The 14,200-nt window shown below is 54.4% G+C and carries 10 protein-coding genes; 5 read left to right on the top strand and 5 right to left on the bottom strand.

What is annotated here, in order from left to right; genetic code table 11:
- Window positions 1-15 precede the first annotated feature (15 nt).
- From A6A26_RS26160 to A6A26_RS07310, 3 genes are all read left to right on the top strand, one after another.
- On the top strand, window positions 16-144 hold the full coding sequence (locus A6A26_RS26160; RefSeq protein WP_256391623.1) for a hypothetical protein: 129 nt from the start codon (window positions 16-18) through the stop codon (window positions 142-144).
- Between the two features lie 736 nt (window positions 145-880).
- Complete coding sequence (locus A6A26_RS07315; protein WP_063878128.1) at window positions 881-6,412, top strand: glutamate synthase-related protein; 5,532 nt, start codon at window positions 881-883, stop codon at window positions 6,410-6,412.
- Between the two features lie 174 nt (window positions 6,413-6,586).
- On the top strand, window positions 6,587-8,344 hold the full coding sequence (locus tag A6A26_RS07310; RefSeq protein ID WP_063878127.1) for a sulfite reductase subunit alpha: 1,758 nt from the start codon (window positions 6,587-6,589) through the stop codon (window positions 8,342-8,344).
- Window positions 8,345-8,473: 129 nt separating this feature from the next.
- Here the strand turns inward: A6A26_RS07310 and sspB are convergent, their stop codons facing one another.
- The 5 genes from sspB to zapE all read right to left on the bottom strand — a co-directional run bounded on the left by sspB (window position 8,474) and on the right by zapE (window position 12,108).
- A complete protein-coding gene (gene sspB, locus A6A26_RS07305; protein WP_063878126.1) occupies window positions 8,474-8,959 on the bottom strand; it encodes a ClpXP protease specificity-enhancing factor in 486 nt (161 codons plus the stop codon).
- 3 nt (window positions 8,960-8,962) lie between these two features.
- Window positions 8,963-9,604 carry a stringent starvation protein SspA gene (gene sspA, locus A6A26_RS07300; protein WP_013024313.1) on the bottom strand — a complete coding sequence of 214 codons (642 nt, stop codon included), beginning with the start codon at window positions 9,602-9,604 and terminating at the stop codon, window positions 8,963-8,965.
- A gap of 314 nt (window positions 9,605-9,918) precedes the next feature.
- A complete protein-coding gene (rpsI, locus tag A6A26_RS07295; RefSeq protein ID WP_063878125.1) occupies window positions 9,919-10,311 on the bottom strand; it encodes a 30S ribosomal protein S9 in 393 nt (130 codons plus the stop codon).
- Between the two features lie 15 nt (window positions 10,312-10,326).
- Entirely contained in the window at window positions 10,327-10,755 is a 429-nt protein-coding gene (gene rplM / locus A6A26_RS07290) for a 50S ribosomal protein L13 (RefSeq protein WP_063878124.1), read from the bottom strand.
- A 225-nt stretch (window positions 10,756-10,980) separates the two neighbouring features.
- Complete coding sequence (gene zapE, locus A6A26_RS07285) at window positions 10,981-12,108, bottom strand: cell division protein ZapE (protein WP_063878123.1); 1,128 nt, start codon at window positions 12,106-12,108, stop codon at window positions 10,981-10,983.
- Window positions 12,109-12,285: 177 nt separating this feature from the next.
- On the opposite strand from zapE, the gene zapG reads away from it, so the two are divergent.
- Window positions 12,286-12,687 carry a Z-ring associated protein ZapG gene (gene zapG, locus A6A26_RS07280; protein WP_063878122.1) on the top strand — a complete coding sequence of 134 codons (402 nt, stop codon included), beginning with the start codon at window positions 12,286-12,288 and terminating at the stop codon, window positions 12,685-12,687.
- Window positions 12,688-12,796: 109 nt separating this feature from the next.
- Complete coding sequence (gene degQ / locus A6A26_RS07275; RefSeq protein ID WP_063878121.1) at window positions 12,797-14,179, top strand: serine endoprotease DegQ; 1,383 nt, start codon at window positions 12,797-12,799, stop codon at window positions 14,177-14,179.
- The last annotated feature ends 21 nt before the right edge of the window (window positions 14,180-14,200 follow it).

The raw sequence follows: 14,200 nt of genomic DNA, 5'->3' as shown, positions 1-14,200 counted from the left end.
GATGAGAACAGGCACATGATAGCGTATTTACTTCGCGATCGTCGCAATGCATCCGGTGAGATCGCAGCGCTAACGCACTTTAATGGTGCAAAAGGCGGTTGCTTCGCCGACGTTCATGACCTTACCGCTAAAACCCTTGACTAATTGTGCTAACTCAATGAATCTGTACGGCCGCCTGTCAAAAAGGCGCGTCTTATCTGCTCGTCTTTTTTCGCCCGGCAACGTCCCTTTGCCGCGATTTCCTGCTTTTTATGCATACTCATTCATATAAATCGTAGTTTTAAGCAACCTACCGTAATTAATTTTGCTAATCATGCCGCCCTTATTCATTCAAATTTGCTGCTATAAGAAAAACAGATACATCCTGCGCTTCCACTGCCTGCAGCAGCATTTGATGCTGTTTAGCACCTCGTCTCCAGCATACTTAAGTGATTTCACGCCTACAGCACAGTGATACAGTTCACATTTCATCCCTTGTACCTTAGTGAAAAACTGACACATTTTAGACATAAAAACATAATAATTTCATTAGGTTAACGACATAAAAGCGAGGTTAAACTGTGTCAGACTCGCTATTTGACCTCGATTCGCTTTCCCGATAAGTTGGAATTCCGCTGAAAGCTTTCATGATGGGCACGCGTCACGGCATATCTATGCAACATGACGTCCACATGGTTTGAGTCATCTCCTTTCGAGAACGGAAAAAACACGCACTACGCATCAAGGGGCATCTCCTCCTGACGCTGAAAAGTGCGCAAAACCCAACCGCGCAGGCTGTCAGGCGCGGAAATGAAAGAATTTGCGCTGGGAAGATTGTGTAGTTGAACTCAGTGCCTGAAACAATGCAGGTAATGTCTAGAGCAGTTTAAGGAGACCCTCAATGTCCAGTAAAAAACCTGATTCCTATGGCTTATATAACCCAGCAGCAGGAAGTGACAGCTGTGGTGTAGGTTTCATTACCCGTAAGGACGGCGAGCAGACCCATGAAATTCTGCGTATGGCGCACAGCGCGCTCTGCACGGTGCCGCACCGCGGTGGCATGTCTGCTGAGGGCGTTGGCGATGGCGCAGGCGTTAACGTCGATCTTTCACTGCATTTCTTCCGTAAAATTACCGGTCAGGCGCTGGAAGCCGGTCGCTTTGGCGTCGGTAACTTTTTCGTTCCTAAAGACGTTGAACTGCGCGCCAATGCCGAACGTTTGGTAGAAGAGACGTTAAGCCGTTTTAACCTGCCGGTTATCATGAAACGCGAAATGCCGCTGGATAACAGTGTGACACGTCCGGCTGCCGTGCAGTTTCAGCTTCCTATTGTGCAGTGGATTTTTGCCGCACCTCAGGACATCAGTGACCAAAGTGATTTTGAAAAAAAGATCTATCGCGCACTGTTGACCATTGAGGCGCAGGCCTTTACCCAAAGCGAGTTCGGCGGGTTATATCCGCTGTCGCTGTCATCCCGCACACAAGTCTTTAAAGCCCGCCTGAACTCGAATGAAGTGATTCCTTACTTCAAGGATCTGACCGATCCCGATCATCAGGTACGCGGACTGTTTTTCCACACTCGCTTCTCAACCAATACCGATCCGCACACCACCATGGCGCAACCTTTCCGGTTGATGGCCCATAATGGTGAGCTGAATACCGACCGTAAAAACCGTATCGCCGAATCCGCGCTGGCCTCTGCCCGTGGCAAAACGATTGTACGACCAAAAGGTCAGTCTGACAGTTCGCGCCTGGACCAGAGTATTCACAGCCGGTTGATGGAAGACGATCTGGATCTGATCACCGCCGTGGTTTCCATGATGCCCCCGGCCTGGGAAAACGATACCGCGCTCTCCCCTGCCGTCCGCGACATGCTGGAGTATTTTTCGCTGTACGAAGAGAAAAACGATGGCCCTGCCGCGCTCATCTTTGGTAACGGCGAAGTGATTGGTGCACGTCTTGATCGCCTGGGGCTGCGTCCACTGCGTTCGGTTGAAACGGCGGAGTATATTGGCGCCATGTCTGAAGCGGGCCAGATCGCGTTCCCACCTGAAAGCGTGCTGCGCCGTGGTCGTATCGAAGCTGGCGGGATGCTCTATTTTGATCATCGCGAAAAGCGCAGTTACACCACGCATGAGGCGCTGGAAAAACTGGCTGCAGAAAAAGACTATGCCGCATTGGTCAGCAAATCGCGTGTTGATTTGCAAGAGTTGCCGGTCATTCCCGCGGAACAACAGGGCTCTCCCCTGCGCTATCGTGGCGATCTGAAAACCTATCAGCGTTTCGTGGCTTACTACTACAACCAGGAAAGCTTCAAGTTCATGATGGACCCCATGCTGAACACCGGCGCAGAGAAAATCTCGGCGATGGGTTACGGCAACGCCATCAACGGCCTGTCCGATCATGAAGGTGGCATGGCGCACTATTTCTCACAGCGCTTTGCCCAGGTAACCAACCCGCCGCTGGACTCCATTCGTGAAGCGGACGGCATGACGCTGCGCGTAGCCTTGGGGGCGAAACCGCATCTGGGACGCAGTAAAGGCCGCCAGATCATCGTGCCTACGCCGATTCTGACCCATCTGGACATGCTACAGCTGCGTGAACAGAACGTCGCGCCTTATGCCCGCTTTGACATGCTGTACGAACCGGTAATCGGCAAAGACCTGCTCAGCCGCACGGCCAACGCCAGTGCGCTGGAAAAAGCGATTGACGATCTGGCCCAGCAGGTGGTGGATTTTGCCCGTTCACAGGGCGGCATCGCGGTACTGACCGATCGCCATATCTCCTCCACGCAAGCGGCCCTGCCAATGCTGCTGGTTATCTCTGCGGTTAACCAGCGTCTGGTGCAGGAAGGCTTACGTCTTGACGTTTCACTGGTGGTAGAGAGTGGGCAGATTATCTCTTCCCATCATATTGCTGCCACGCTGGGCTTTGGCGCATCGGCCGTTTATCCGCTTGGCGTGCAAATGCGCGCTGAGGAAAAATTTGGTGAAGGCGAGGAAGGCAATAAAGCCTTTAAACGCTACGCCAAAGCCGCTGAAAAAGCCCTGATGAAAACCATGGGCAAAGTCGGCCTGTGTACCGTAGAGAGCTACAGTAGCGGGGAATTCTTTGAGCCTAACTTCCTGAATACGGACGATCCGGTCCTGAGAAAGTATTACCCCAATATCAAAACGCCCGTCGGCGGCGCAGGCTTTGCCACTATCGCGCAGATGGCGGTGGACTGGCATCAAAGCGCACTGAAAATTCAGGGCGAATCCGAAGTGCCACTGCTGGGGCTGTTTAAAGAGCGTGCAGAAGGCGCAGGCCACTCTTACGGCACCATTGCCGTACGCACCTTTATTGATATGACTGAAGAACCGATTCGCTTCGCGGACAAAGCGCGTGAAGAGGATAACTTTATTCGGCTGATGACGCTGGCCCGTCTGGACAATGCCTTTGGCATCAAGCCAGAGACATTCAAAGACAGCAGCTTTGAGCGCATCCCGGATGACGTGATGAATAATTTTGCCATTACGGCCGATTATCGTCAGTTCTCCAGCCTGATGTATGAAGAGCGCAAGCGCCGTCCCGCTGCACTGCGCGATATTCTGGCCTTCCCGGCGGACCTGACCCACATCGACAGTGAAGCCGAATTCCGGCGTAAGCTGGGTCGCTACTCGCTGACCAACAACGGCTTTGCCACGCGCGGTCTGGTATGTGATGCCATTGAAGGCAGCCAGAACGCCTTTATGTTGCGTCTTACCGATGCGATTGTCGGGCTGAAGCCGGAGAGCGAGCGCCTGCTTAACCTGTCTCGTGCGCTGAAAGCCCGCTTTAATGACGAAATTGAAACGGCTGAGGTGGTCGCCGGTGGCCTGAAAGTGACCGCCAGCGGCAAAGCGGCAGACTATCTGTCACGTATCTTTACCGCGCTGCCGTCGCTGCCGCTGAGCGATATTCAACCCGCGTGCGAAATCACCCGCACATTCGCCTCTGGCGCAATGAGCCACGGCGCGCTGGTGGCTCCGGCGCATGAAGCGGTCGCGCACGGCACCAATATGGTCGGCGGCATGAGCAACTGCGGTGAAGGCGGCGAACACTACTCGCGTCACGGCACCATTCGTGCCTCACGCATCAAACAGCTGGCCTCTGGCCGCTTCGGTGTCTGGGCGGCTTACCTTGCCGATCCGATGCTGGAAGAGCTGGAGATCAAAATCGGCCAGGGTGCGAAGCCCGGCGAAGGCGGCCAGCTTCCAGCGGCCAAAGTGACCGTGGAGATCGCAGCAGCGCGTGGCGGCACGCCGGGCGTTGAGCTGGTTTCTCCTCCGCCGCACCACGATACTTACTCAATTGAAGATCTGGCGCAGCTGATTCACGACTGTAAAGCGGCCCGCGTACGCGTCATTGTGAAGCTGGTGTCCTCCGAGGGAATTGGCACCATTGCCGTCGGCGTGGCAAAAGCCGGTGCTGACGTGATTAACGTTGCCGGTAACACCGGCGGCACAGGCGCGGCCTCGGTGACCAGCCTGAAATATACCGGGCGCGTAGCGGAAATCGGCATCGCCGAAGTCCATCAGGCGCTGTGTGCAAACGGTCTGCGCGACAAAGTGCTGCTGCGCTGCTCCGGCGCACAGCAAACCGGCAGCGATGTAGTGAAATCCGCGCTGCTGGGCGGCGACAGCTTTGAGTTTGGTACCACTGCGCTGATGATGCTGAAATGCGTGATGGCGAAAAACTGTAACGTCAAATGCCCGGCAGGGTTAACCACGAACGCCGAAGCGTTTGATGGCGATCCACGTCAGCTCGCACAGTACTTCCTGAACGTCGCACACGAAGTGCGTGAGATTCTGGCGCGGATGGGCCTGCGCTCCCTGCGTGAAGCGCGTGGTCGCGCCGATCTGCTCCACCTGATGGATCACCCGCTGGAAGTGGGCAAGCTGGATCTGCGCGCGATGCTCACCGTGGTGCCAGAACTGAAAATCGACAAGCCGGTTTACCTGGAAAAAGATTTTGAGCTGGATGACATCTGGGTTGAAGAGCTCAGCCAGCAGCTGGTGGAACAGGGCAAAACAACGCTGCAGTTGGGCCACGAGGTCGTGCTTAACAACCGCAATAAAAGCGTGGGCGGTCAGTTAGCTATCGATATTGAGCGCATGCTGAATCACACCCTGACGGCGGCACAGATCCAGGCGATGCCGGCCGTGCTGCAGGACGATCGCGGTCGTTGCTACCTGGCACCTGAAACGGTAAACATCACCACAACAGGCTCAGCAGGTCAGTCCTTTGGTGCATTCTGCAATGACGGCATGGTGATGAAACATCGTGGCACCTGTAACGATGGCGTCGGTAAAGGCCAGTGCGGCGGCGAACTGGTGGTGTTATCACCCGGTGGCGGCGCACAGGACAGCGATGGCAACGTCCTGATCGGTAACTTCGCCCTGTTTGGCGCAACCGGCGGCCGTCTGTTCGTTCAGGGCCAGGCGGGCGACCGTTTCGCGGTACGTAACTCCGGTGCAACTGCCGTGGTGGAAGGCGTCGGTGACTTCTGCTGCGAATATATGACCAACGGCGCAGTGTTAAACCTGGGCACTTTTGGTAAAGGCTTCGGTAACGGCATGAGCGGCGGTTTTGCTTACCAGTACGATCCCTATGGCTCACTGGCCAACCATGCGGCAGGCGATTCTGTCCTGTTTGGCTCCATTGCCGACCAGGATGAGCTGGCGCAGATCCATAAGCAGGCGGTCTGGACCATGCTGAACTGGCACCTTGCGGCCACGCAGTCTCCGCGTGCCGCCTGGCTGCTGGAACACTGGGAAACCGAGTGTCAGCACTTTGTTTACGTGATGCCACGTTCTCTGCTGCTTTATCAGGACGGCGGTGAAATTCTGAAGGCGAAATCCCGTAAGGATTTGCTGGAAGAACTGTCGACGGCGCTGGCTGCCCATCAGGTAGCCAAATTCAAAGCCGCCTGGCGTGAAGGCAAAACTATTGCTGACGGTGCGGTGCCGGCCTACGGGGCGACCGATACGCAGGAAATGTTTGTTTTGCTCAACAACTACACCGTACTGAGCTTTGCGCAGCAGCTGGCATTAGGTAAGTTACCGAAAGGCACCTCAGTTGAGGCCCCTGCCGTGGAGAAAGCCGTCCGCAATTTGCTGATGACAGAAGACTTTTCTCTGATCAGTAAACTGCAACGCCATGCGCGAGCAGCGATTGAAAACTACAGTGACAGCGAGTTGGCCAGCCTGATCGGTTCAAAACGCATGTCCGATTATAAAGCAGCACTGACGCAACGTAACATCCGCTCGATGGACAGCCTGGCCACCTATGGCTGGATCATGTATCAGGATGCCTGCAACCGTGAAATCCTCGGTCGCCTGCCTGATTTTGAAGAGTTGTTTGCACGTGCAGCGTTACCTGAAATTGCAGCAGCGGTGGGTAAACTGGCCTGACAGCAGAGTCAGTGAACAGAACTGTGTTTAATCATGATTACCCGGATTTATTCGTCGTACCGGGCGCAGCGGCAACCTTATCCGCTCAGCAGCAAGCTGCTGAGCGCGCAGGAACCGACTGCCATCGACACGGCGACGTATGACGGTCAAGAGCGGGATTGAGTAAAGGTATCCATGAAAATTCCATATATTCCTGAAGATGCACCTTTTAATGGTGACCAGAAATACTGGCTGGCGGGCTTTCTGGCTGGCCTGCACTCCCGTTTGTTGGTGCTGGAAGATAAACAGCAGCCAGCGGCGGGCAGCAGTGCTGCCGCCACCACCCAACTGCACATCCTTTATGGTTCTCAGACCGGCAATGCTGAGGCGCTGGCCCAGTCAGCGGCGAAATCAGCCCGAGCCAAAGGTCTGGTGCCCGTCGTTCAGGCATTAGGCGATGTGGATCTCGACGTGTTCGCCACCATGCGCCACGTGCTGATTGTCACCTCAACCTATGGCGAAGGTGAAATGCCCGACAACGCCCAGCTGTTTTGGGACGCGATTTCAGCCAGCACTGCGCCGCGCCTGGAGCAGATGCACTTCGCCGTGCTGGCCATTGGCGATACCGGTTATGACGGATTCTGCCAGGCAGGTAAGTTCCTGGATATGCGTCTGGAACAGCTTGGTGCAAAACGCGTTGTCGACCGTATCGACTGCGATATTGATTACGAAGAGCCGTCGAATGAATGGCTGAACAGCACGATGCCACAGTTTGCCAGCAGCGCAGGCAGCAGCGGCACGGTGCTGGAGAGCGCCCCGGAAGCACCCGTCATTCCTGGCAGCAACAAATCCAACCCCTATGCGGCTGCCCTGATCACCAACAAGCGCCTGTCGAGCGAACAGTCAGCTAAGGACATTCGCCACTTCGAGTTTGATCTTAGCGACAGCGGTCTCAAGTATGAAGCCGGTGACGCGCTTGGCGTGATTCCGGTCAACGAACCGTCGCTGGTTAACCTGCTGCTTACGCAGTTAAACGCCGATTATCAGACGCCGGTGCCGGGTTTCGACAGAAGTCTGGGCGACCTGCTGACCTACCAGTTTGAAATTTCTGAGCCATCACGCAAGCTGATTGAGTGGGTAGGACAAAATACCACCAACCAGGAGCTGCGCCATGTCCTTCAGCATGATGATAAAGATGCCCTGGGCGTCTGGCTGTGGGGCAAAGATACGCTGGATCTGCTGCAGCTTGAGCTAACGCGTAGCCTGAGCGTGACAGAGTTTGTTGCCCTGCTGCGCCCGTTGCAGCACCGTGCCTACTCCATTTCATCCAGCTCAAAAGCGCATCCTAATCAGGTGCACCTGACCATTGCCTCTGTGCGCTATCACAGCGGTGGCCGTAACCGTAGCGGTGTGTGCTCAACCTACCTGGCAGAGCGCGTGCGCCGTGGTGAAAAACCCGCGATCTTTATTTCGCCTAATAAAGCCTTCCGTGTGCCCGCCAACGGCAATGCCCCGTTGATTATGGTGGGACCGGGTACGGGCATCGCGCCGTTCCGTGCGTTTTTGCAGGAGCGTCAGGTGACAGGTGCCCAGGGCAAGAACTGGCTGTTCTTTGGCGATCAGCATCAGGAGCATGACTTCATTTATCGCGAAGAGCTCACAGCCTGGCAGGAGAGCGGTTTGCTCACGCGTCTTGATCTGGCCTTCTCGCGCGATCAGGACAAGAAAATCTATGTGCAGAACCGGATGCTGGAACAGGGCGCAGAGCTCTATGCCTGGCTACAGGAAGGGGGCTACTTCTACGTCTGTGGCGATGCATCACGCATGGCGAAAGATGTCGATAGCGCGCTGTATGAAATCGTGCGCCAGTTTGGCGGGCTGTCCAGCGAGCGAGCGGCCGACTACATCGATCAGCTGAAGAAAGAGAAACGCTACCTGCGCGACGTTTATTAATCCCTGCCGCAGAAAGCAAAAATCCGGGTAACCTGTGTTCCCGGATTTTTTTATGCCTGCTCTCTGGCAGGCAAAAACGCGCTATCTGGCAGGCAAAAAAATACCCGTCGAGGTGACGGGCATGCTGTGTTATTTCACCACACGCAGTGCGGGACGGCCACCACGTGGCGGCGGATCGTCATCGGGTGAATGATCATCATCGCTGGCATCATCAGGGCGGTCGCCGTCAATGACTGACATCACCGTTTCTTCCTGATTCTCTGGGAATTCCTGCGTCCCGCCTTCGTAGGCCGGTTCAGGTTCAAACATCGTGCCTGCACCGTTTTCACGCGCGTAGATAGCGAGTATAGCCGCCATCGGGACGTTCACCTGACGCGGAACGCCACCAAAACGTGCGTTAAACGAAACCTCATCGTTACCCAGGTCAAGATTACCGACGGCACGCGGCGCAATGTTCAATACAATCTGACCATCACGTGCATATTCCAGTGGCACCTGAACACCAGGCAGATTGATGTCGACGACCAAATGCGGTGTGAGCTGGTTATCCAGTAACCAGTCATAGAAAGCACGCAGTAAATAAGGCCGACGGGCTGTGAGTTGTGACATTTCCATAAATCAGCCCCGGGCTTGCAGGCGCATTTCACGTTCAGCTTCAGTCAGTGAAGCAAGGAAGGAGTCACGCTCAAATACGCGGTTCATATAGCCTTTCAGCTCTTTGGAGCCTGAACCGAGCAGATCGATACCCATTGACGGTAAACGCCACAGCAGCGGTGCCAGATAGCAGTCAACCAGGCTGAACTCGTCGCTCATAAAGAATGGCGTCCGTCCAAACAGAGGGGCAATCGCCAGTAACTCTTCACGCAGCTGCTTACGCGCCGCTTCAGCTTCCTGACCACTGCTGTTCTCAACCTTTCTCATCAGGCTGTACCAGTCTTGTTCGATACGGTGCATCATCAAACGGCTTTCGCCACGCGCGACGGGGTAAACAGGCATCAACGGTGGGTGTGGAAAACGCTCATCCAGATATTCCATGATGATGCGTGATTCGTACAGCGTCAGTTCGCGATCTACCAGCGTCGGCACGGTGCGGTACGGATTGAGGTCAATCAGATCCTGCGGCAGGTTATCCATTTCGACCTGCTCGATCTCTACGCTGACACCTTTCTCGGCAAGCACAATACGTACCTGATGGCTAAAAATGTCAGTAGGACCAGAAAACAGCGTCATTACCGAACGTTTGTTGGCAGCGACAGCCATGAAAACCTCCCAGTTTGTTCACAAAAAGTTACTGCGAATAGCCAACCACACGGCGACTCACCTGCTCATAGAACTCGCTCGCAATTCGCGCTAACCACCCCCGACAAATGCCAGGCGCATAACGCGCCAGCTTGCGGGCGCAAAGTGACACAGAGTTTACCAGATTTTAGGCAGCTTGTGGGTGGGGGAATGCATTTTTGCGGGCAAAATGCGAACAGTATTGTGGTTTTATGCGACAGGGCGACCTGATGCATAAAATAAAAAACCCGCCGAAGCGGGTTTTTTGCCAACTGTGTCTGCCGAAGCAGCAACAATTAACGTTTGGAGAACTGAGGACGACGACGTGCTTTACGCAGACCGACTTTCTTACGTTCAACCTGACGAGCATCACGGGTAACGAAGCCTGCTTTACGCAGTTCGCCACGCAGTGACTCATCATACTCCATCAGAGCGCGGGTGATACCATGACGGATCGCACCTGCCTGACCAGAGATACCGCCACCTTTAACGGTGACGAACAGATCGAATTTACCAACCAGGTCCAGCAGCTCAAGCGGCTGACGAACTACCATGCGGGCAGTTTCGCGACCGAAGTACTGTTCCAGAGAACGTTGGTTAATAACGATGTTACCGCTACCCGGCTTAATAAATACGCGAGCGGTAGAGCTTTTGCGGCGACCAGTGCCGTAGTTTTGAGTTTCAGCCATTGCCTTTAATCCCGATTAAATGTCAAGAACTTGCGGTTGCTGTGCCGCATGGGTGTGCTCGTTGCCTGCGTAAACTTTCAGTTTACGATACATAGCACGACCCAGCGGGCCCTTCGGCAGCATGCCTTTAACCGCGATCTCAATCACACGCTCAGGACGGCGAGCAATCATCTCTTCAAAGGTCGCCTGTTTGATACCACCGATGTGGCCGGTGTGGTGATAGTAGATCTTGTCAGTACGCTTGTTGCCGGTTACAGCAACTTTTTCAGCGTTCAGAACGATGATGTAATCACCAGTATCAACGTGCGGAGTGTATTCCGCTTTATGTTTACCACGCAGACGGCGCGCCAGTTCAGTCGCCAGGCGACCCAAGGTTTTGCCAGTTGCGTCAACAACATACCAGTCACGTTGGACGGTTTCTGGTTTAGCTGTAAAAGTTTTCATCGAAAAGCTTACCCAAATTAAGTTACACGTTGGTGAAATCCCAAACGCTTAAGTAAACGAATGAGGCTCACACGACCATTTTGACCAGCAAGCCACCCCTTCGGATAGCGTTACCGGAACGCAGAGGATTTGGGAAAAAAATCCTGTGCTGTAACGTGGGGTCGCAAGATTATAGAGAAGTCGATTACAAAAATCGAACCCTATTTTCATTTATTACGCGTAATCTCAGGGTAAATGCGCCAGCCGCAGGTACTCCTCGCTCTGCATTTCCTGCAGACGCGACAAACAGCGCTGATATTCAAATTTCAGGCGCGAGCCCTGATAAATTTCAAACAGCGAAGTTTCTGCCGCCACGACGAGTTTGACATGGCGCTCATAAAACTCGTCGACCAGTGCCAGAAAACGTCGCGCCTGATCTTCCGTTTTGTAGATCATCACCGGCACATCAAACAGCAGGACGCTGTGAAAGCGGCGCGACAGCTCAATGTAATCATGCTGGCTGCGCCCTTCTCCGCACAGCGTTTTGAAATCAATGGCAATCACCCCTTCCGCTACGCCCATCGTTGCCATTTTACGATGGTTGATTTCCAGCACCGGCGCTTCACCGCGTTTTTCGCCTGACAGCGCCTGAAACAGGCGATCCATCTCAGCGTACGTGTCAGGTGCCAGGGGGAACTTCCATAAATGTGCTGACGTCAGCGTACGCAGACGGTAATCAATACCCGCATCGACGTTCATCACCTCGCAGTGTTGCTTAATCTGCTCAATGGCAGGCAGGAAGCGTGCACGCTGCAGGCCGTTTTTATACAGGTTATCAGGCGGGATGTTCGAGGTTGCGACCAGACTGATGCCGCGCGCAAACAGCGCTTCCATCAGCGTACCCAGCAGCATGGCGTCAGTGATGTCAGAAACAAAAAACTCGTCAAAACAGAGAATATCGGTTTCAGCCTTGAAGCGGTCGGCGATGATGAGTAGCGGATCGCTGTGCCCCTGCAGTTCTGTTAGTTCTTCATGCACACGCAGCATAAAGCGGTGGAAGTGCAAACGCAGTTTGCGGTCGCCAGGAATAGACTGAAAAAACAGATCCATTACCCAGGTTTTCCCGCGGCCAACGCCGCCCCACATATACAAGCCACGAACGGGCGCTTTGGCGTGTGACGTCTCTTTTCGTACCAGCTTCGACAGACGACCTAACAACCCTGATGAGGCGGGTTCGGTGTTATGCTGACGCGCGATCAGCCCTTGCTGGATAGCATCTAAGCGGGTAATCGCTTCACGTTGTACATCGTCGGGCTTGAAATCGCCCTGTGATAGCGCCTGCTCGTAGCGGGCAAGCGGAGATGAGGTTTGCATGGTTCTCTCAGTGTCCCTGAATTTTGTCTTGTTCAAACGTCGTTTGTCGAAAAAAAGGCCGCTCTACACTAAGGCATGGCGCTCCAGAGTTCCACATCCATAAGATTAACGGGTATAGTGACTACTATTAAGTGGTGCAACGCCCTACGGAACAACGGAAATAACACGGGAGTCATTATGACCTGGGAATACGGGCTAATTGGTTTAGTGGTAGGTATTATTGTCGGCGCAGTGGCAATGCGTTTTGGCAACCGGAAGCTGCGTGAGCAGCGCAGCATGCAGTATGAACTGGATAAGACCAAGGCCGAGCTGGCAGATTATCGTCAGGAGCTGACCAATCACTTTGCGCAAAGCGCAGAGCTGCTGGATAACATGGCGCGCGATTATCGTCAGCTCTATCAGCATATGGCGAAAGGTTCCAACGATCTGCTGCCCAATATGCCTGGGGATAAAAATCCCTTTGCATGGCAACTGACCGAAGCAGAAGCCGATAACGATCAGGCACCGGTGCAGATGCCGCGTGATTATTCTGAAGGCGCCTCCGGTTTACTGCGTGGTGAACGCGCCGTCCGCGACTAAGCTTATCGGGCACAGCCACGCTGTGCCCGCTGTTTTTGCGAACCCCGGCCACAAACGGCTGTCTCATTGATTTATTCCCCCCACTTTTTGCAGCGAGAGCGTTGTAGCAATGAAAAAACAAGCACGACTGTTAAGCGCATTAGCCTTGAGTATTGGAATGAGTCTTGCCGCTGCGCCCGGCGCGATGGCGACGCTGCCCGCACAGATTCAGAGCCAGCCCCTGCCGAGCCTGGCCCCAATGCTGGAAAAAGTGTTACCTGCGGTGGTCAGTGTGCATGTTGAAGGCACGCAGTCTGATTCCCAGGCCCAGGCTCAGGATATCCCCGAGCCGCTGAAACGCTTCTTCGGCCAGTTGCCTGGCGGCGGACCAGCCCAGCCTCAACCCTTTGAGGGACTGGGTTCCGGTGTCATCATTGATGCCGCCAAGGGCTACGTTCTGACCAACAATCACGTGGTCAATGGTGCTGACAAAATCAACGTTCAGCTCGGCGACGGCAGTGAATATGATGCCAAACTCATTGGTCACGATGAGCAGACCGATATTGCCCTGATTCAGATTCAGGGCGCGAAAAACCTGACACAGATAAAAGTGGCCGATTCTGATCAACTCAAAGTCGGCGACTTTGCCGTTGCCATTGGTAATCCCTTTGGCCTGGGTCAGACGGCAACCTCAGGGATTATCTCAGCGCTGGGCCGCAGTGGCCTGAATCTCGAAGGGCTGGAAAACTTTATTCAGACCGACGCCGCCATTAACCGGGGCAACTCGGGTGGCGCACTGGTTAACCTGAACGGCGAGCTGATCGGCATTAATACCGCCATTCTGGCCTCCAGCGGCGGCAATATCGGTATTGGCTTTGCTATTCCCAGCGATATGGCAATGAACCTGGCACAGCAGCTGATTAAGTACGGCGAAGTGAAACGGGGTCAGTTGGGGATTAAAGGCACTGAGATGACCGCAGATATCGCCAAGGCGTTTAACGTGGACGCTCAGCGTGGCGCATTCGTCTCTGAAGTGCTGCCGCAGTCTGCTGCCCAAAAAGCCGGTATCAAGTCGGGCGATATCATCGTTTCGGTCAACGACAAACCGATCACCAGCTTCGCAGAACTGCGGGTGAAAATCGGCACAACGGCACCGGGCGAGAAAGTTAAGCTTGGCCTGTTGCGTGAAGGGAAACCGGTGAGCGTCGATGTCACCCTTGAGCAAAGTGCCCAGACGACAGCCAGCGCACAGCTGCTTTCTCCGGCACTGCAAGGCGCAACGCTGAGCGACGGTCAGACCAAGACCGGCGATAAAGGCGTGAAAATTGATGCCATCGAAAAAGGGACGCCCGCCGAGCAGGTCGGTCTGCAAAAAGATGACGTTATCATTGGAGTCAACCGCACGCGGGTTCAGAACATTGCCGAAATGCGCAAGGTGCTGGAAGCCAAACCACCGGTGATGGCACTGAATGTGGTACGCGGTGAAGAAAGTATCTATCTGTTATTGAGATAAACCACGCATTACGGCGGACAC

Origin of the sequence: Pantoea sp. OXWO6B1 (assembly GCF_001641135.1) — a bacterium.
In the GTDB taxonomy this organism is placed as follows: Bacteria; Pseudomonadota; Gammaproteobacteria; order Enterobacterales; family Enterobacteriaceae; genus Pantoea; species Pantoea allii.
The sequence above is the reverse complement of the archived record's forward strand: the minus strand, read 5'-3'. Positions and strand labels throughout refer to the sequence as shown.

Coding starts and splice junctions, on each gene's coding strand:
- rplM (WP_063878124.1), bottom strand. CDS start 10,755: ATGAAAACTTTTACAGCTAAACCAGAAACCGTCCAACGTGACTGGTAT.
- sspB (WP_063878126.1), bottom strand. CDS start 8,959: ATGGAAATGTCACAACTCACAGCCCGTCGGCCTTATTTACTGCGTGCT.
- zapE (WP_063878123.1), bottom strand. CDS start 12,108: ATGCAAACCTCATCTCCGCTTGCCCGCTACGAGCAGGCGCTATCACAG.
- degQ (WP_063878121.1), top strand. CDS start 12,797: ATGAAAAAACAAGCACGACTGTTAAGCGCATTAGCCTTGAGTATTGGA.
- A6A26_RS26160 (WP_256391623.1), top strand. CDS start 16: ATGATAGCGTATTTACTTCGCGATCGTCGCAATGCATCCGGTGAGATC.
- A6A26_RS07310 (WP_063878127.1), top strand. CDS start 6,587: ATGAAAATTCCATATATTCCTGAAGATGCACCTTTTAATGGTGACCAG.
- rpsI (WP_063878125.1), bottom strand. CDS start 10,311: ATGGCTGAAACTCAAAACTACGGCACTGGTCGCCGCAAAAGCTCTACC.
- sspA (WP_013024313.1), bottom strand. CDS start 9,604: ATGGCTGTCGCTGCCAACAAACGTTCGGTAATGACGCTGTTTTCTGGT.
- zapG (WP_063878122.1), top strand. CDS start 12,286: ATGACCTGGGAATACGGGCTAATTGGTTTAGTGGTAGGTATTATTGTC.
- A6A26_RS07315 (WP_063878128.1), top strand. CDS start 881: ATGTCCAGTAAAAAACCTGATTCCTATGGCTTATATAACCCAGCAGCA.